Genomic DNA, 16,494 nt, shown 5'->3' with positions numbered 1-16,494 from the left:
CGCCAGCGTCAAAATAAACGCATGAAATTGCTCGCTAAAACAAAAGCTTGAGGCTCTAAACCGGCGCCGGCAGGCGCAGCCGCAGGATCAGGCCGGGGGCGTTGTCCAGCAGCGCCGCCTCGCCCTCATGCAGCCGCGCCACCGCCCGCACCAGGCTGAGCCCCAGCCCGGTGCCCGGCGCCTGCGGGGCCAGCCGCACGAAGGGCCCGAAGGCGGCCTCGCGCAAGGCGGCCGGGATGCCGGGGCCGCGATCGCTGATGCTGATCTCGATCCAGCTGCCCTGCGGCTGGGCGCGGAGCCTGACGGCGGTGCCGGGCGGGCAATGGCGCAGCGCGTTCTCGATGCCGTTGACCAGCATCTGGGCGAGCAGCTTGGCATCGCCGCGCAGCGCCAGGCCGGGCGCGATCTCGGCCTGGAAATCCTGGCCGAGATCCTCGGCCACATTCTCATAGGTTTCGGCCAGGCTGAGGCAGAGGGCGGTGAGATCGACCCGGGTGAAGCGCCCGCGCACCGCGCCGGCTTCCACCTCGGCAATCTGCAGCATGGCGGCGAAGAGTTTCAAAATCTCCTCGGTCCGCGCCGTGGCCTCGGCCAGGGCGCTCGCGTCCGGCGGGGCGGTTTTCAGGAAGTTGCGCAGCCGCGCCAGCGGCGAGCGCAGATCATGCGCGATGGCGTTGGTGACGTGGCGGGCATTCAGCACCAGCCCCTCCACCGTGGCGAGCATGGTGTTCACCTCCGCGGTCAGCACGTCCAGCTCGTCATCATGGCCGTAGAGCTTGACCCGGCGGGAGAGATCGCCGGCGATGATCTCGCGGCTGGTGCGGCTGATCGCCTGCACGCGCTGCAGGCTGAACAAGGCGATGACCAGGCTGATCAAGAGCCCGAGCCCGAGCGCGATGCCGAAGACGCTGGCGAAGATATAGGCGATGCGCCGGTTGAGGGCGGCGAGGGCGGAGGCGTCGGCGCCGATGAAGAGGGTTCCGCCCTGTGCCAGCGCCGTCTCCAGGCCGATGATCTCCTGCATCCCGTCCGGCAGCTGGTCCCCCGCCCAGCGGTTGAGCACCCGCCAACCGGGCGCCGCCGCGCGCAGGGGCAGATTGCCGGCCAGCTCGCGTCCATCCGGCGCGAACAGGGCGTAGAACAAGCCATCGCGCCCCTGCGCGGCGCGCGCCACCGGGGCCCGCAGCGCGTCCGCACTGGCATCTTGTTCCCCCAGCGCGGCGCGCGCCTGGGTCAGGGCCGGCGCCAGATTTTGCCTGGCGGCGCTGGCGGTGGCGTTATAGATCAGCGCGAAGGCCAGCATCGCCGCCAGGGTGGAAAGCAGCGTGCCGAGCACGGCGAGGCGGAAGCTCGCCATGCGCACCAGCCGGGCGCGCTTAATCCTGCGTATCATCCGCGAGCCGGTAGCCGAGGCCGCGCACGGTCTGGATCATCTCGGTGGGGAAGCCCTGATCGATCTTGGCGCGCACGCGGCTGATATGGGATTCCACCACCATCGTCTGCGGTTCGAAATGGAAGTCCCACACCGCTTCCAGCAGCATCGCGCGGGTGACCACCTTGCCTTCATTCAGCATCAGATATTCCAGCAGCCGGAATTCGCGGGGTTTCAGCAGGATGGTCTTGCCGCCCCGGCTGGCCTTCTGGGTGAGGCGGTTGAGCTCCAGCGTGCCGACCCGCAGCAGCGATTGCTTGGCCTGGGCCGCGCGGCGGCGCAGCAGCACCTCCAGCCGGGCGGTGAGTTCGGGGATGGCGAAGGGTTTGACCAGATAATCATCGCCGCCGGCGCGCAGCCCTTCGACCCGCTCATCCACCCGGCTCAGCGCGGTGAGGAACAAAGCCGGCGTGGCGATGCCCATGGCGCGCAGCCCGGTGATGATGGCGATGCCGTCCAGATGCGGCAGCATGCGGTCGAGCACCAGCGCGTCGAAGCCGCCGGTGGCGGCGCGCTCCAGCCCCTGGCGGCCATCGGCAGCACTCTCCACCGCATAGCCTTCGGCCCGCAGGGCGGTTTCCAGATCGGCGCGCATCTCATCGTCATCCTCGACGATCAGCAGCCGGGCGGGGCGCGGGCTCAATGGTTGATCTCCTCCAACGGTAATGCGGCGCTGTCCGGCCCGAAGACGGTGATCATCACCATGCCGACCAGCATGGCGACGCCGATGAACAGAGCCACCGCCGGCACCCCGCCGGCATAGAGGAAATACCCCACCGCCAGCCCGGCGAAGGCGGCGGCCATCCGGCTCCAGCCATAGGTGAAGCCGATGGCGCGGCCGCGTATGCGGGTGGGGTAAAGCTCCGCCTGGTAGCCATGATAGGCATAGGACATCAGATTGGCGGCGAGGGTGAACATCACCCCGATCAGGATCAACAGAATCGGCGCGCGGGCGATGGAAAAGGCGGCCATGAACAGCGCCATCAGCCCGAGCCCGAGCACGATCTGGGTGCGCCGCTCCAGCCGGTCCGCCAGCATCAACCCCAGCGCCGGGCCGAACGGGTTGGCCAGCGCGATGATGAAGGAATATTCGAAACTATCGACGATGGTGATGCCGCGCGCGATCAGCAATGCCGGCACCCAGGCGGCGAAGCCGTAGAAGCCGACCACCTGGGCGATGTTGAACAGGCTCAGCATCAGCGTGCGCTCGATATAGCGCGGGGTGAACATCTCCCAGAGCGTGCCGCGCCCCTCGGCCTCGGGCTGGGCGATGGCGGGGGCGGGCAGCGGGGCGGCGCGCTGCGCGGCATCCTCCAGCCCCTGCATCACCGCCTCGGCCGCCGCCATTTGGCCTTTCAGCGCCAGCCAGCGCGGGCTCTCCGGCAGCAGCCGCCAGAGCGGCCAGGCCACCAGCGCCCCCGCCGCGCCGACCAGCATCACCAGCCGCCAGCCCGGCAAAGCGGGCAGGATTTGCGTTGGCGTCAGCCAGGCGAGCAGGGCGGCGAAGGGGACGATGGTGAAGGTGATGGTCTGGTTGAGGGCGAAGGCGCGGCCGCGGGCGAAGGCGGGGATCAGCTCGGCGATGTAGGTATCCATCGCCACCAGCTCGGCCCCGAAGCCGATGCCGGCGATGAAGCGCCAGAGATTGAGGGCAGCACCGCTCTGCTGGCAGGCCATGATCGCGGTGCAGGCGCTGTACCAGAGCAGCGACCAGAAAAACACCCGCTTGCGGCCGCAATAATCGATCAGCGGCGCGCCCAGCACCGCCCCGGCCCAGAGCCCGGCGAAGGTGCAGAAGACGAAGGTGCCGGCACCCGAGACCGCGATATCGCGCAGCGCCGCGAAGGGGCCGAGGCTGGCCGGGGTGAACAGCCCGGCATCGACCATGCGCGGGGCGATATAGGCGGTGAGGAAGACGCTGTAGAACTCGAACACCCCGCCCAGCGAGATATAGAGCACCGGATGCCAGATCGCCTCGCAGAGCGGCAGACGGTCCAGCCGGGCGGCGATGCGCGCGGCCTCCTGCGCGCTCATACGCTGCCGTTCCGGTCTGGCGGGCTGGCCTTGGTCTGCATCGGCAAGAACGAAGCGCTCCTCGAAATTTTCAAATATCTATAGCTTGGGTGGCGGGGCCTGTCAGCGTGCCGGCAGATGCCGGGCATATTCGCCCGCCACCCAATCGATGAACACCCGCACCCGCGGCGAGAGCTGGCGGTTGCGCGGATAGAGCACGTAGAGCGGCAGCGGTGTGGGCGGGGTATGCGCCAGCACCTCGACCAGCCGGCCGTCGCGCAGCTCCGCCTCCACCCCGTAATGCGGCACCTGGATCAGCCCCAGCCCTTGCAGCGCGGCTTCCTTGTAGCTCTCCGCGCCATTCACCGAGAGCACACAGGGCAGGGCGACATGTTTCACCACCTTGCCGACGCGGAATTCCAGTGGCAGAATCCCGCCAGTGGCCGAGGAGCGGAACCCGACCATCTTATGCCCGGTGAGCTTGTCCCAGCTCTGCGGCGTGCCGTGCCGGGCGAGATAGGCGGGAGAGGCGAAGGTGCCTTCCGGCATCAGCGCCAGGCGCCGGGCGATCAGATCGCTCTCGGTCGGCTGGCCGGCGCGCAGGGCGCAATCCACCCCTTCGCGGATCAGATCCACATAGCGGTCGCCCTCGCTGACATAGAGTTCCAGGTCCGGGTAGCGCACCAGGAAGGCGGGCAGGCCGGGCAGGATGATGCGGCGCACCTGGCTGCCTTGCGCCTCGACATGCAGAAAGCCGCGCGGCTTGGCGCTGCTGAAGGCGCTTTCGGCGTCTTCGATATCGGCGAGGATGGAGAGGCAGCGCCGGTAATAGGCCTCGCCATCCGGGGTGGCGCGGACCTGGCGGGTGGTGCGCTGGAGCAGCCGGGTGCCCAGGCGGGCTTCCAGCTGCTTCAGCGCGTCGGTGACGGTGGAGGCGGGCAAGGAGAGATCCTCGGCGGCGCGCACGAAGCTGCCGCGCTCCATGATCCGCACGAAGATGCGCATATGGTCGAATCTGTCCATTGTTCGCGATCCCCGGATGATGTTGCCGGATTTTGCCGGATTATTTGCGCGGCGAAAAGGCGCATCTCCGCCTCACCGAAAATTACAGGAGTGTTTGAGATGAGCACGAAGAAAATCGCCTTGATCACCGGGGCCAGCCGCGGGCTGGGACGCAGCATGGCCTTGGCGCTGGCGGCACGCGGGGAGGATGTGATCGGCACCTATCACAGCAACAAGGCGGAGGCCGAGGCGGTGCAGGCGGCGATCGCGGCCAAGGGCGGCAAGGCGGTGTTTTTGCAACTCGATGCCGGGGATGTGACGCGCTTCGCGGGGTTTGCGGTGGAGGTGCGGCAGGCGCTGCGGGATGTTTGGGGGCGTGAGCGCTTCGACCATCTGGTGAATAACGCCGGTTTCGGCCATCATGCGCCGTTTGCGCAAACCACCGAGGAGGCGTTCGATAAACTCTGCAACGTGCATCTGAAGGGGGTGTTCTTCCTCACCCAGACGCTGCTGCCGCTGCTCGAAGATGGCGGCCGCATCATCAATATTTCCTCCGGGCTGGCGCGCTTCAGCTTCCCCGGCGCCTCCGCCTACGCGGCGATGAAGGGCGGGGTGGAGGTGCTGACGCGCTATCTGGCGGTGGAGCTGGGGGCGCGGGGCATTACCGCGAACACGGTGGCGCCGGGGGCGATTGCCACGGATTTCAATGGCGGCATGGTGCGGGATAACCCGCAGATGAACCAGCGCGTGGCGTCTTTTGCCGCTTTGGGGCGGGTGGGGGAGCCGGAGGATATCGGCCCGGCGGTGGCGTCGCTGCTGGGTGAGGAAAATCGCTGGGTGAATGGGCAGCGGATCGAGATTTCCGGCGGGATGGTGCTGTAAGAGAAGTTTGCAAAAGTTTTTGGGGGTGTGGGGACTTTTTTCAAAAAGGCCCCACGAAGTTCGGGGCGTTGGCAACGCCGTCGTCACCACTCCCAACGTTTTTGCCGCTTTTTTGAAAAAAAGCGGTACCAAAAAACTTTTAGAATTTTCGCGCCATCGCTGTGAGATGCGCCGGCGGTTCGATCCCCGCCGTCAGACGCTCATCATCGATCGGCGTGCCGATCTGGGTTGTCACCGGAATCACCCCGGCCCAGATCGGCAGCGCGTAATCCTCCTCGTCATCCTTCGGCCCGCCAGTGCGGATTTTGGCGCTGCCTTCCTCGATCTTCAGCGCCAGGATGGAGGTTGCCTTGAGCTCCTGCGCATTGTTCGGGCGCAGCGTCGCGGCCCGGCCGGGCCAGAGCCCATCGATAAACGCGCTGAGTTTTGCTTGCTTTTCCTCATCCGGCAGCAGATGCGCGGTGCCGAACAGCATCACCGAGCGCGAATTCACCGAATGATGAAAGCCCGAGCGCGCCATCACATAGCCATCCAGAATCGCCACGGTCAGGCACACCTCATGCCCGGTGGCGGCGCGCAGCGCGCGGCTGGCGGAGGAGGCGTGCCAATAGACATGATCGCCCTCGCGCCATTGCAGGGTGGGGGTCACGTAGGGCTTGCCGTCGATCACATAGCCCACGCTGCACATTGGCTGCGCGTCCAGGATCGCGTTCACCACGGCGCGGTCGAAAGAGCCGCGCGGATGCGAACGGCGCAGGCGGGTACGGTCGGTTTGCAGAAGCTCTTCGGTCATGACGCTCTCTGATGGGACTTGATGGCGGACAGATTGGCGCGATATTGGTCTGTTTGAAATGACCAATTCAATCGTTCAAAACCAGGCCAATTTCGATGCCGCCTTGCTCGGCCTGACCCTGGCGCGCGGCGGCGAGGCGTTGCATGTGCAGCTGGCGGAGGCGCTGCGGCGGCTGATTCTGGCCGGCGCGCCGCCAGGGGCGCGGCTGCCGCCCAGCCGCAAGCTGGCGCAGGAGCTCTCCATCTCCCGCGCCACCGTGCTCACCGCCTTGGACCAGCTCACCGCGGAGGGCTATCTGCAAGGCCGCCCAGGGGCCGGGCTGTTCGTGGCGCGGGACCTGCCGCATCTGGCGCCGCCTTTGGCGCGGGCGGCGGATGGCCCGGCCGCTTCCGGCACGCAGCCGGTGCGGCCCTTTCATCCCGGCCAGCCGGATATGGGCCAGTTTCCGCACGCCGCCTGGGCAAGGCATCTGGAGGCGGCCTGGCGCGCGCCGGACCCAGGGCTGCTCGGCGTGCCGGACCGGTTCGGCTGGCCGCCTTTGCGCGCGGCCATTGCCGCACATCTCGGCGCCTGGCGGGGCATTGGCTGTTCGGCCGGGCAGATCATCGTCACCTCCGGCGCCACCGAGGCGCTGGGGCTGGCGGGAAGGCTGCTGGCGCCCGGCGGGATCGTGCATGTGGAGGAGCCCGGCCACGCCCCGGTGCGCGCCCAGCTGGCGGCGGCGGGGCTGCACTGCGTGGCCGTGCCGGTGGATGCGCAAGGGCTGGACCCGGCTTTGCTGCGCCCGGATGCGGCCGGGGTGGTGGTGACGCCCTCGCGGCAATACCCGCTGGGCATGACGCTGCCCGCGGCGAGGCGCCTGGCGCTGCTGGACTGGGCGCAGCGCGCCGGGGCGCTGGTGATCGAGGATGATTATGACAGCGAATTCCGCTTCACCGGCCAGCCGCTGCCGGCGCTGGCCAGCCTCGATCGCGGCGCGCGCACGCTTTATATCGGCAGTTTTTCCAAGCTGCTCTCGCCGGGCATCCGGCTTGGCTACATGGTGGTGCCGGCGGCGTTTCTGCCGCGGCTGCATGAGATCGTTGGCCGGGCCGGCACGCTGGCCTCGCTGGTGCCGCAGCCGGCCTTGGCGCGCTTCATGCAAAGCGGCGAATTCGCCACCCATCTGCGCCGCATGCGCCGGCTCTACGCCCAGCGCCAGAGCGCGTTGCGTGAGGCGTTGGCACCTTTGGTGCCGGACTGGCTGGTGCCGGCGATCGAGCCTTCGGGGATGCATTTCATCGTCCGCTTCGGGCCGCGCCTGGCCGGATGGTCGGACGGCGCGGTGGCGGCGGCGGCGCGCGAGGCCGGGCTGGCGCTGGTCCCGCTCTCGCAATATTTTTACGAAGCGCCGCCGGTGCAGGGGCTGCTGCTGGGCTTTGCCGGGTTTGAGCCGGGGGATTTGCGCGCCGCGGCGTCGCGGCTGGGGGCGTGCCTCGCCGGGCTGGGTGAGGCCGGTTCCTGTGGCTCAGGCTTTGCGTTAGACCAGAAGAAATCTTTAGCGGAGCGCGCGTGATGCATGACCATGACGATCACGACCATCAGCACGAGCATGGCCACGAGCATGCGGGCCATAATCATGCAGGCCACGGCCATGCCGGGCACAGCCATGCCCCCGCTGATTTCGGCCGCGCCTTCGCCATCGGCCTCGCCCTCAACCTGGCTTACGTGATCGGCGAGGCGGTCTATGGTGTCGCCGGCCATTCGATGGCGCTGCTCGCCGATGCCGGGCATAATCTCTCGGACGTGCTGGGGCTGGCCGGGGCCTGGGCGGCGACCTGGCTGGCGAAACGCCAACCCTCGGCGCGCTATACGTACGGGCTGCGCCGCTCCTCCATCCTCACCGCGTTGGGCAATGCGGTGCTGCTGCTCGTGGTCACCGGCGCCATCGCCTGGGAAGCGGTGCTGCGCCTGTTCGCCCCGCAGCATCCGGCCGGGATGGTGATCATCGTGGTCGCGGCCTTGGGCATTCTCATCAATGGCGGCACCGCCTTGCTGTTCATGGCCGGGCGCAAGGGGGATCTCAATGTTCGCGGCGCCTTCCTGCATATGCTGGGCGATGCGCTGGTGGCGGCCGGCACGGTGGCGGCGGGTGTGGTGATTCTGTTCACCGGCTGGGCCTGGGTGGACCCGGTGGTCAGCCTCGCGGTCAGCGCCGTCATCGTCATCGCCACCTGGGCGCTGCTGCGCGATTCGGTGAATCTCTCGCTGGATGCCGTGCCCGCCTCCGTCGACCGGCACGCGGTGGAGGCTTATCTGCGCGGCCTGCCCGATATCGCGGCGCTGCACGATTTGCATATCTGGGGGCTGAGCACGACGGATGTGGCGCTGACCGCGCATCTGGTGCGCGAGGAGGGCGGCAATGAGGAGGCGCTGCTGGCGCGCATCGCCAAGGAGGCGAAGGCGCGCTTTGGCATCGGCCATGTCACCATCCAGATCGAGAGCCTGGCGATCGCCGAGCGCTGCGTCCTGCGGCCGGATGAAAGTTTTTAGCGCATTAGAGCCGGATGACATAAGATGAGCTGCTGCGCGATTGCATCTTATGTCTGAATCCGTCTCTAAATCATAAGTTAGAGGGCGATTCAGACGTTAGATTTACCCGCAAGGCGGGTCAATCTAACGTCATCGCACTCTAATCCCCGTGCCGCTTGCGGACGATGTAGGTGGGGCGCTGCTTGGCTTCCATGTAGATGCGGCCGATATATTCGCCGAGCAGGCCGATCGAGATCAGCTGCACCGAGCCAAAGAACGTCACCGCGACGAACAAGGAGGCGTAGCCCGGCACCGGATTGCCCAGCAACAGCGTGCGCAGCAGGATCAGCACCCCATAGAGCAGCGCCAGAAGCGCCCCGGCGATGCCGAGATAGGTCCAGATTTTCAACGGCGCGGTGGAGAAGCTGGTGAAGCCCTCCAGCGCGAAATTCCATAATTTGAAGCCGGAGAATTTGCTCTGCCCGGCGCTGCGGGGGCGGCGGACATAATCGATGGTGACGGTGCGAAACCCGACCCAGGCGAATAGCCCCTTCATGAAACGCTGACGCTCGGGCAGGGTTTTCAGCGCTTCGACCACGACCCGGTCCATCAGCCGGAAATCCCCGACATTCTCGGGGATTTTGGTGTGGGAGAGGGCGTTGTGCAGCTTGTAGAAGGCCAAGGCGGTCTGGCGCTTCATCGCGCTGTCGGTCGAGCGGTCCACCCGCCGCGCCAGCACGACCTCGGCGCCCGCCCGCCAGGCGGCGAGCATTTCGGGGATCAGCTCCGGCGGGTCCTGCATGTCGGCATCGAAGGGGATCACCGCATCGCCACGCGCCGCATCCAGCCCCGCGGTCATCGCCGCCTCCTTGCCGAAATTGCGGGAGAGTTCGAGCAGCTTGAAGCGAGGGTCGCGCTGGGACAGGGCGATGAGCTGGGCCAGCGTGTCATCCTTGCTGCCGTCATCGACGCAGATGATCTCCCATTGCGTCTCGGGGATGGCCTCCAGCAACGGGATAATCGTGGCCGCGAACGGGGCGATGGCCTCGCTTTCGTTGTAGCAGGGCACGATGAGGGAGATGAGCGGGATCATATCGGTCACGCTTTGGTTGTGGGCAATCGCGAATGGCTTGTCCAGCGCAAAGGGCGGCGAAGGACGCAGTCTGTTTCTGAAACGAGGGTGGTTCTGAAACGAGGGTGGCGGACAGACAGGGATTCGAACCCTGGGTACGCTATTAACGTACACACGCTTTCCAAGCGTGCGCCTTAAGCCGCTCGGCCATCTGTCCAGCGCGCGGTGGGGCACTCTCTACCCAAACTCACCCCGCCTGCCAAGGGGGGCGGGGGGGATGGGCGAAAAAAACGCCGCCAGGCCGGAGCCGGGCGGCGTGTCTTTATAAAAATCCTGAAAAAACGGTGCGTTACGCGTCCATCTTCAAAGCCGCCAGGAAGGCGCTTTGGGGGATTTCCACCTTGCCGAACTGGCGCATGCGCTTCTTGCCCTCTTTCTGCTTCTCCAGCAGCTTGCGCTTGCGGCTGATATCGCCGCCATAGCATTTCGCCGTCACGTCCTTGGAGAGGGCGGAGATGGTCTCGCGCGCGATCACCCGCCCGCCAATGGCGGCCTGGATGGCGATCTTGAACAGCTGCTTGGGGATCAGCTCCTTCAGCTTGCCGCAGATGGAGCGGCCCCGGCTCTCGGCCTGGGAGCGGTGGGCGATGAAGGAGAGCGCGTCCACCGGCTCGGCATTCACCAGGATCGAGATCTTCACCAGATCCGATTCGGCGTAATCCTCCAGCGAATAATCGAAGCTGGCATAGCCGCGGCTCACCGATTTCAGGCGGTCGTAGAAATCGAACACCACCTCGTTCAGCGGCAGCTTATAGACCGCCATGGCGCGGTTGCCGACATAGGTCAGGTCGAGCTGCTGGCCGCGCCGCTCCGAGCAGAGTGTGAGGATGGAGCCGAGATAATCATCCGGCACCATGATCGTCGCCTTGATCCAGGGCTCCTCGATATGGTCGATGATCGAGCCATCCGGCATGTCGGCCGGGTTGTGCAGCGGCTCCATCTCACCATTGGTCTTGAACACGTGATAGACCACCGACGGGGCGGTGGCGATCAGGTTGAGGTCGAACTCGCGGGAGAGGCGCTCCTGGATGATTTCCAGATGCAGCAGGCCGAGGAAGCCGCAGCGGAAGCCAAAGCCCAGCGCCGCCGAGGTCTCGGCCTCATAATGGAAGCTGGCATCGTTGAGGCGCAGCTTGGCCAGGCTTTCACGCAGTTTTTCAAAATCATCGGCATCGACCGGGAACAGGCCGCACCACACCACCGGGATGGAGGGTTTGAAGCCGGGCAGGGCGGCGGCGGCGGGGCGGCGATCCTCGGTGATGGTGTCACCGACATTGCAATCCGCGACGGTCTTGATGGCGGCGGTGATATAGCCCATCTCGCCCGGGCCGAGCGCCTCGACCTGGCGCATTTTCGGGGTGAAGACGCCGAGCTGCTCGACCGGATGTACCGCCCCGGTGGACATCATGCGGATCTTCTGGCCCCGGCGCAGCACGCCGTTCTTGATACGCACGAGAATGACGACGCCGAGATATTGGTCGTACCATGAATCCACCAGCAGCGCCTGCAGCGGGGCGTCTTCCTCACCCTGCGGCGGCGGCAGCTTGGCGACCAAAGCTTCCAGCACGCCTTCGATATTGAGGCCGGTCTTGGCGGAGATTTCCACCGCCTCGGAGGCGTCGATGCCGATCACATCCTCGATCTGCTGCTTCACCTTCGGCACATCGGCGGCGGGCAGGTCCACCTTGTTGAGCACCGGGACGATCTCGTGATTGGCATCCAGCGCCTGGTAGACATTGGCCAGGGTCTGGGCTTCCACGCCCTGGGAGGCATCGACCACCAGCAGCGAGCCTTCGCAGGCGGCCAGGGACCGGCTGACCTCATAGGCGAAATCCACATGGCCGGGCGTGTCCATCAGGTTGAGCACGTAGGTCTTGCCGTCCGAGGCCGGGTATTCGAGGCGCACGGTCTGCGCCTTGATGGTGATGCCGCGCTCTTTCTCGATTTCCATATTATCGAGCACCTGCTCGGTCATCTCGCGCGCGGTGAGGCCGCCGCAATGCTGGATCAGCCGGTCGGCCAGGGTGGATTTGCCATGGTCGATATGGGCGATGATGGAGAAATTACGGATCAGGTCGAGAGGTGTGCCGGTCATGGCGGGTCTTTAGGGCATTTTGGGGGGGCGCGTCGATAAGGGCTTTGGAAAAGCCGCCGCCCCTTGCGCGAATAGCGGGTTTTGGCAAAGCATTGCCAAACCGTTAATAATTCGAGGTTGTTATGGGATTTGTCGGGGCGATCAAGGAAGGCTACGGGAATTATTTCAATTTTTCCGGCAGGGCGTCGCGTCCGGCCTATTGGTGGTTTCAGCTCTGGGTCATTCCGTTGCTGATGGGGCTGGGTATTTTCGGCGTCGTCGCGATGGTGGCGCATGACGGCTCGGGCGTGAAGCTGGTGGGGATTCTGTTGGCGGCGCTTTTTGGGCTGCTGTTCCTGGGCACGATCCTTCCTACCATCAGCCTGCAGGTACGCCGGCTGCACGATGCCGGCCATTCGGGCTGGTGGGTGTTGATTTCCTTCCTGACGCATGTCGCGCGCTCGATCTCGATGGACACCATGCGGCATGATCCCGGCATCGCGGCCGATCTGGTGGCGCTGGTGCTGGATTTGGTGTCGTTCGGGCTGAGCCTCACCATTCTGATTTTCTCACTTCAGCGCAGCAAGCAGGGCTGAAGCTTCAGCCAGGCACGCGAATCCCGCTCAACCCCGCCGCCAGGGCGGTTTGCATGTCGCGCCGGTTCAGCGCCACGCAACCGGCGGTGGGGGCGTAGTCCGGGGTGGCGATGTGGAAGAAGATGGCGGAGCCGCGGCCCGGCACGATGGGGGCAAGGTTCCAGTCCAGCACGCCGATGATGTCATAGACCCCATCCTCGCGCCACAGCGCCTCGTGGCTGGCGGCGAAGGGCAGGCGGACGGGCTGGTTGTAGGCGGCATCCTCCGGGTCGTCGCACCAGCCATCGGACGGGGAGAGCGGCTCCAGCGGTACCGCGCAGCGCGGCGGGGGCAGGCGGTCGGCCCGGTAGAGCACGCGCACCAGCTTGAGCAGCCCGGTGGGGGTGCCGCCATCGCCCTCGCGTTTCTGGGCGGTGATGCCGCCGCGCCCGTGGGCGGCGCGCAAGGTCAGTCCGGCGCCGCGCAGCGTCTCGCCTTGCAGGATGAACTCAACCAAGCAGATGGCCGAAGCGCCTGGCTTTCGTCTCCAGATAGGAATCGTTGACGCCATTGGCCTCGAACTGGTGCGGCACCCGCTCGACGATATTGATGCCGCAGGCGGCGAGGCTTTCGAGCTTTTCCGGGTTGTTGGTGAGCAGGCGGATTTTCTCGATCCCCAGCGCTTCCAGCATGGCGGCGGCGATGTGGAAATTGCGCTCATCCGCCTGCCAGCCCAGGGCCCGGTTGGCGTCCAGCGTGTCCAGCCCCTGATCCTGCAGCGTATAGGCGCGCAGCTTGTTGATCAGCCCGATGCCGCGCCCCTCCTGGGCCAGATACAGCACCGCGCCGCTGCCTTCCTGGCCCATGCGGGCGATGGCGCCTTGCAGTTGCGGGCCGCAATCGCAGCGCAACGATCCCAAGAGGTCGCCGGTGAAACATTCCGAATGCAGCCGCACCAGCGGGGCATCCTGCGTCTCCGGCGTGCCGACCAGGATGGCCATATGCTCGATCCCCTGGTCCAGCGCCCGGAAGGCGACCAGCCGGGCGTCGCGCGCCGCATCCAGCGGCACCGAGACCTCGGCCACCTTCATCAAGGTGGAGGCCAGTTCCAGCGGATAGGCCAGCAGATCGGCGGCCGGGACGGTGAGCAGGTCGGCCCCTTCGCGGCGTGTCGCCCAGCCAGGGCGCACGGGGGCTGCGACCATCGCCGGCAGCAGCCGGGCGAGCTTGCCCAGGGCCAGCGCGGCCGCGGCCTCGTCCGGCGCCGCGATGCTGGAGAATCGGGGCAGGATCTGCTCCATCGTTGGGTCGGCGGCGCGTTTCAGGGTTTGCGCGTCGATCAGCGGCCGGGCCAGTTCCAGCGCGATGGCGGGGGCGGTTTCCGGCACGTCATGCTGCAGCACCGCGGCGGCGCGGGAGGGGGCGAGCAGCAGCGAGGCCGGGCCGGTGGAGAGAAGATCGATCAGCCGCAGCCCTTCCGCCCCCACCGTCTCGGCCGGGGCGATGATCAGCGGCCGGCGCGCGGCCAGCACCACCGGCACGCCACGCCTGGCATCGGCGATGGCGCGGTGCACCGCCCGGGTGCGGGGGGTGCCGAGAGGGGCTTGAACGGAACGCAACGGCGAATTCATTTATGTAAAATAGTGAGCCGCCGCGGATCTGGCCAGAGAGGCTGACAGGCCGGTGAAAGCGGGGTAGAATTTGCTCAGATATCAAGGGAGTCGAACATGGCGGACCCGCGACCGATCCTGCTGGTTGACGACGATGTGGCGCTGCGCACAGCGCTTGCCGAGCAATTGCAGGTCAACGGCGAATTCGCGCCCGAAGAGGCGGGAAGCCTTGCCGAAGCGGAGACCCGGCTCGCCAATGGCAAACGCTATGATGCGCTGCTGCTCGATGTCGGGCTGCCGGACGGGGACGGGCGGGAATTCTGCAAGCGCCTGCGCGCGCGCGGCCTCAAGGCGCCGATTCTCATGCTCACCGCCTCGGTCGAGGAGGAGGATGTGGTGCAGGGGATGGATTCCGGCGCCAATGACTATCTCGCCAAGCCCTTCCGGCTGAATGAGCTGCTGGCCAGGCTGCGCGCGCATCTGCGCAGTTTCGAGAATTCCGAGGATGCCGAGATCAAGCTCGGCCCCTACAGCTTCCGCCCGGCGGCGCGCCAGCTGCTGGACGCCAAGGGCGGCAAAATCCGCCTGACCGACAAGGAGGCGGCGATTCTCAAGCATCTCTACCGCGCCGGCAAGGCCGTGCCACGGCAGACGCTGCTGGAGGTGGTCTGGGGCTATAATGAGGGCGTCTCGACCCATACGCTGGAGACGCATGTCTACCGGCTGCGCCAGAAGATCGAGGCGGACCCGCAGAATGCCAAGCTGCTGGTCACCGATGGCGGCGGGTATAGTCTGAATGTTTAGCGCGATATGTGTGGAGGTTGACGCGGCAGCGGCAACTTAAATACATATTGCTCTAGGCGTGCCGGAACCAGTCGGCGACGCGGGCCAGGCAGGTTTCGAAAATTTCCAGCGAATCGAAGGGGCGGCCAAGGCCATCCGCGGGCAAAGTGAGCGGCAGGCTCAGGCTGCCTTCGATCATCAGATTATCGGCGCAGCCGAAATCCTCGACGAGCAGCCCAGGCAGCGCGTCGCCCACCGCCTCGATCTGCGCCGCGGCGCGGGTGGCGAAATTTTGCGCCGAGTTGGAATAGCCGAAGACCGGCTTGCCCTGGCCGAGAAACCAGCCCAGCTCGACCAGCGTGCCGGCATCCGCCGAGGCGCCGCGAAACGGGGTGAGGTTGGCGAGGATCGCATCGCTCGCGCGCATCATCCGCAGATCATCCGCATAGATCGCCCGCCAGAGTTCGGCCGGGGGGCGGTTGAGGTCGAGATCCGGATTGAAGGGGGCGATGCCCTCCAGCCCATGCGCCGCGCAGAGATCGCGCTTGGCCCGCGCCATCGCGGCGGCGTGGGGCAGAAACACGTCCGGCCCGGCGAGATAGAGTTTCGGAACAGCCATGGCGCAGGATTTGCGGGGCGGGCGGTGCCGGTCAAGGGGGGTTGCGCGCGGGGCGTTCCGGTTGGCCGGCGGCACCGGGGCGCTGCGCGCTGCTGGGGCCGCTCAGCCGCCCGGCAGGCGCGGCGCCGGGGCGGGGGTGGCGAACAGGGCGGCGCGCAACGGCAAGGGCAGGCTGCCATAGATCTCCGCCTCCCAATCCGGCTCGATGCAGCGCGCCCCGTTCCAGACCAAAGTCACCCGGGCGAATTCCTCGCGCTGCCCGGCGCCGGGCAGAAGATGGCGGTAGAAGACCAGCCGCGCCGCGATTTGGTTGGCGGCGCGCAGCGTCTCGCGGTTGGCGGCGAGGCGGAAGCCCTCATCCTGGAACAGGATCGCCGCCGCCGGCAGGCGCAGCAGGATGGTCTCCTGCGCCAGCTGGCTGGCGGCGTGCAGATAGCGGGCATTGGAATTGGGGCCGATACCGCCCCAGCGATGCGCGATGCAGAGATGGATGGCCTCGCCCAGCTCGCAGGCGCTCACCAGGGCCTCCGGCCCGTTGCTGCCGAATTGCCGCCAGCTGGAGAGCAGGGCGGCCGGGTCGGCGAAGGCCGCGAGGCTGGCGGGCTGGCCGTCGCGCAGCAGGATGGCGCTGACATCCGCCCCTTCCTGGCGCTGGCGCAGCAGCCTGACGCAGGCCTGGTCCACCGCCGCCAGGCTCTCGAAACTGGCCGGGTCGGGCAGCACGGAAAACCCGTCCTTGGCTTCGGGAAGGTCCGAAAAACGCCAGGCGGCATAGTCGGCGATGCGGGGGAAGGCGGCGCGCTGGGCGCGTTCGGTGGCCTGGCGGGCCTCTTCCAGCGCGGCGAGGGCGAGGTGATGGGCCGGGCTGCCCAGCGGCGCCTGGGCCTCGGCGCTGCGCGCCGCACGCAGCGCCTGCTGCGCGGCCTGCGCCAGCGCCGGCCAGTTCGGGTCGTAAAACGGGTTGGGCGGGCTGCGCATGTTCAAAGCAGCGGGCGCGATACGCGGTTTAGAGTGCGATTCAGACATAAGATGCAATCGCGCAGCGATCCCATCTTATGTCATCCGGCT

Annotated in this window: 16 protein-coding genes and 1 tRNA gene; 5 read left to right on the top strand and 12 right to left on the bottom strand. The window is 66.7% G+C overall.

The annotated features are described in order from the left end of the window. Nucleotides 1-55: 55 nt before the first annotated feature. From ACZ46S_RS07260 to ACZ46S_RS07245, 4 genes are all read right to left on the bottom strand, one after another. The gene (locus tag ACZ46S_RS07260; RefSeq protein ID WP_464063940.1) at nt 56-1,393 is read right to left on the bottom strand and encodes a sensor histidine kinase; all 1,338 of its coding nucleotides are present in this window, start codon (nt 1,391-1,393) and stop codon (nt 56-58) included. Then, a complete protein-coding gene (locus ACZ46S_RS07255; protein ID WP_464063939.1) occupies nt 1,377-2,075 on the bottom strand; it encodes a response regulator transcription factor in 699 nt (232 codons plus the stop codon). The genes ACZ46S_RS07260 and ACZ46S_RS07255 overlap by 17 nt, the downstream gene beginning before the upstream one ends. Further along, a complete protein-coding gene (locus ACZ46S_RS07250; protein ID WP_464063938.1) occupies nt 2,072-3,466 on the bottom strand; it encodes an MFS transporter in 1,395 nt (464 codons plus the stop codon). The genes ACZ46S_RS07255 and ACZ46S_RS07250 overlap by 4 nt, the downstream gene beginning before the upstream one ends. Before the next feature lie 102 nt (nt 3,467-3,568). Next, nucleotides 3,569-4,468 carry a LysR family transcriptional regulator gene (locus tag ACZ46S_RS07245; protein ID WP_464063937.1) on the bottom strand — a complete coding sequence of 300 codons (900 nt, stop codon included), beginning with the start codon at nt 4,466-4,468 and terminating at the stop codon, nt 3,569-3,571. Nucleotides 4,469-4,567: 99 nt separating this feature from the next. Here ACZ46S_RS07245 and ACZ46S_RS07240 point away from each other — a divergent pair, with 99 nt between their 5' ends. Continuing rightward, nucleotides 4,568-5,329 (top strand): SDR family NAD(P)-dependent oxidoreductase, encoded by a 762-nt coding sequence (locus ACZ46S_RS07240; RefSeq protein WP_464063936.1) that lies wholly within the window; start codon nt 4,568-4,570, stop codon nt 5,327-5,329. Between the two features lie 139 nt (nt 5,330-5,468). On the opposite strand, the gene ACZ46S_RS07235 is transcribed toward ACZ46S_RS07240, so the two are convergent. Beyond that, entirely contained in the window at nt 5,469-6,122 is a 654-nt protein-coding gene (locus tag ACZ46S_RS07235) for a pyridoxamine 5'-phosphate oxidase family protein (protein WP_295739920.1), read from the bottom strand. A 58-nt stretch (nt 6,123-6,180) separates the two neighbouring features. On the opposite strand from ACZ46S_RS07235, the gene pdxR reads away from it, so the two are divergent. Together pdxR and ACZ46S_RS07225 are read left to right on the top strand one after the other, a co-directional pair. After that, nucleotides 6,181-7,677, top strand: coding sequence for a MocR-like pyridoxine biosynthesis transcription factor PdxR (gene pdxR / locus ACZ46S_RS07230; protein WP_464063935.1), 1,497 nt, complete (start codon nt 6,181-6,183; stop codon nt 7,675-7,677). After that, on the top strand, nt 7,677-8,654 hold the full coding sequence (locus tag ACZ46S_RS07225; RefSeq protein WP_464063934.1) for a cation diffusion facilitator family transporter: 978 nt from the start codon (nt 7,677-7,679) through the stop codon (nt 8,652-8,654). The genes pdxR and ACZ46S_RS07225 overlap by 1 nt, the downstream gene beginning before the upstream one ends. Nucleotides 8,655-8,793: 139 nt before the next feature. On the opposite strand, the gene ACZ46S_RS07220 is transcribed toward ACZ46S_RS07225, so the two are convergent. The 3 genes from ACZ46S_RS07220 to lepA all read right to left on the bottom strand — a co-directional run bounded on the left by ACZ46S_RS07220 (nt 8,794) and on the right by lepA (nt 11,860). Then, a complete protein-coding gene (locus tag ACZ46S_RS07220; RefSeq protein WP_464063933.1) occupies nt 8,794-9,726 on the bottom strand; it encodes a glycosyltransferase family 2 protein in 933 nt (310 codons plus the stop codon). Nucleotides 9,727-9,831: 105 nt separating this feature from the next. Continuing rightward, nucleotides 9,832-9,922, bottom strand: a tRNA-Ser gene (locus tag ACZ46S_RS07215). 132 nt (nt 9,923-10,054) lie between these two features. Next, the gene (lepA, locus tag ACZ46S_RS07210) at nt 10,055-11,860 is read right to left on the bottom strand and encodes a translation elongation factor 4 (RefSeq protein WP_464063932.1); all 1,806 of its coding nucleotides are present in this window, start codon (nt 11,858-11,860) and stop codon (nt 10,055-10,057) included. A 122-nt stretch (nt 11,861-11,982) separates the two neighbouring features. Here lepA and ACZ46S_RS07205 point away from each other — a divergent pair, with 122 nt between their 5' ends. Continuing rightward, entirely contained in the window at nt 11,983-12,435 is a 453-nt protein-coding gene (locus tag ACZ46S_RS07205; protein WP_464063931.1) for a DUF805 domain-containing protein, read from the top strand. Nucleotides 12,436-12,439: 4 nt separating this feature from the next. On the opposite strand, the gene ACZ46S_RS07200 is transcribed toward ACZ46S_RS07205, so the two are convergent. Beyond that, entirely contained in the window at nt 12,440-12,931 is a 492-nt protein-coding gene (locus ACZ46S_RS07200) for a L,D-transpeptidase family protein (RefSeq protein WP_464063930.1), read from the bottom strand. Then, the gene (gene ribA, locus ACZ46S_RS07195; protein WP_464063929.1) at nt 12,924-14,045 is read right to left on the bottom strand and encodes a GTP cyclohydrolase II; all 1,122 of its coding nucleotides are present in this window, start codon (nt 14,043-14,045) and stop codon (nt 12,924-12,926) included. The genes ACZ46S_RS07200 and ribA overlap by 8 nt, the downstream gene beginning before the upstream one ends. 96 nt (nt 14,046-14,141) lie before the next feature. On the opposite strand from ribA, the gene ACZ46S_RS07190 reads away from it, so the two are divergent. Beyond that, nucleotides 14,142-14,828 (top strand): response regulator transcription factor, encoded by a 687-nt coding sequence (locus ACZ46S_RS07190; RefSeq protein WP_295739898.1) that lies wholly within the window; start codon nt 14,142-14,144, stop codon nt 14,826-14,828. Between the two features lie 52 nt (nt 14,829-14,880). On the opposite strand, the gene ACZ46S_RS07185 is transcribed toward ACZ46S_RS07190, so the two are convergent. Together ACZ46S_RS07185 and ACZ46S_RS07180 are read right to left on the bottom strand one after the other, a co-directional pair. Continuing rightward, nucleotides 14,881-15,426: a nucleoside 2-deoxyribosyltransferase gene (locus ACZ46S_RS07185; RefSeq protein ID WP_464063928.1), complete on the bottom strand. Its 546-nt coding sequence runs from the start codon at nt 15,424-15,426 to the stop codon at nt 14,881-14,883. A gap of 102 nt (nt 15,427-15,528) precedes the next feature. After that, a complete protein-coding gene (locus ACZ46S_RS07180; RefSeq protein WP_464063927.1) occupies nt 15,529-16,410 on the bottom strand; it encodes a hypothetical protein in 882 nt (293 codons plus the stop codon). Between the last annotated feature and the right edge of the window lie 84 nt (nt 16,411-16,494).

The organism is Acidocella aluminiidurans, assembly GCF_055383125.1.
Note: the sequence above shows the minus strand (reverse complement) of the source record. Positions and strands in the feature narration are given on the sequence as shown.

Coding starts and splice junctions, on each gene's coding strand:
- ACZ46S_RS07260 (WP_464063940.1), bottom strand. CDS start 1,393: ATGATACGCAGGATTAAGCGCGCCCGGCTGGTGCGCATGGCGAGCTTC.
- ACZ46S_RS07250 (WP_464063938.1), bottom strand. CDS start 3,466: ATGAGCGCGCAGGAGGCCGCGCGCATCGCCGCCCGGCTGGACCGTCTG.
- ACZ46S_RS07245 (WP_464063937.1), bottom strand. CDS start 4,468: ATGGACAGATTCGACCATATGCGCATCTTCGTGCGGATCATGGAGCGC.
- ACZ46S_RS07240 (WP_464063936.1), top strand. CDS start 4,568: ATGAGCACGAAGAAAATCGCCTTGATCACCGGGGCCAGCCGCGGGCTG.
- ACZ46S_RS07235 (WP_295739920.1), bottom strand. CDS start 6,122: ATGACCGAAGAGCTTCTGCAAACCGACCGTACCCGCCTGCGCCGTTCG.
- pdxR (WP_464063935.1), top strand. CDS start 6,181: ATGACCAATTCAATCGTTCAAAACCAGGCCAATTTCGATGCCGCCTTG.
- ACZ46S_RS07225 (WP_464063934.1), top strand. CDS start 7,677: ATGCATGACCATGACGATCACGACCATCAGCACGAGCATGGCCACGAG.
- ACZ46S_RS07220 (WP_464063933.1), bottom strand. CDS start 9,726: ATGATCCCGCTCATCTCCCTCATCGTGCCCTGCTACAACGAAAGCGAG.
- lepA (WP_464063932.1), bottom strand. CDS start 11,860: ATGACCGGCACACCTCTCGACCTGATCCGTAATTTCTCCATCATCGCC.
- ACZ46S_RS07205 (WP_464063931.1), top strand. CDS start 11,983: ATGGGATTTGTCGGGGCGATCAAGGAAGGCTACGGGAATTATTTCAAT.
- ribA (WP_464063929.1), bottom strand. CDS start 14,045: ATGAATTCGCCGTTGCGTTCCGTTCAAGCCCCTCTCGGCACCCCCCGC.
- ACZ46S_RS07190 (WP_295739898.1), top strand. CDS start 14,142: ATGGCGGACCCGCGACCGATCCTGCTGGTTGACGACGATGTGGCGCTG.
- ACZ46S_RS07185 (WP_464063928.1), bottom strand. CDS start 15,426: ATGGCTGTTCCGAAACTCTATCTCGCCGGGCCGGACGTGTTTCTGCCC.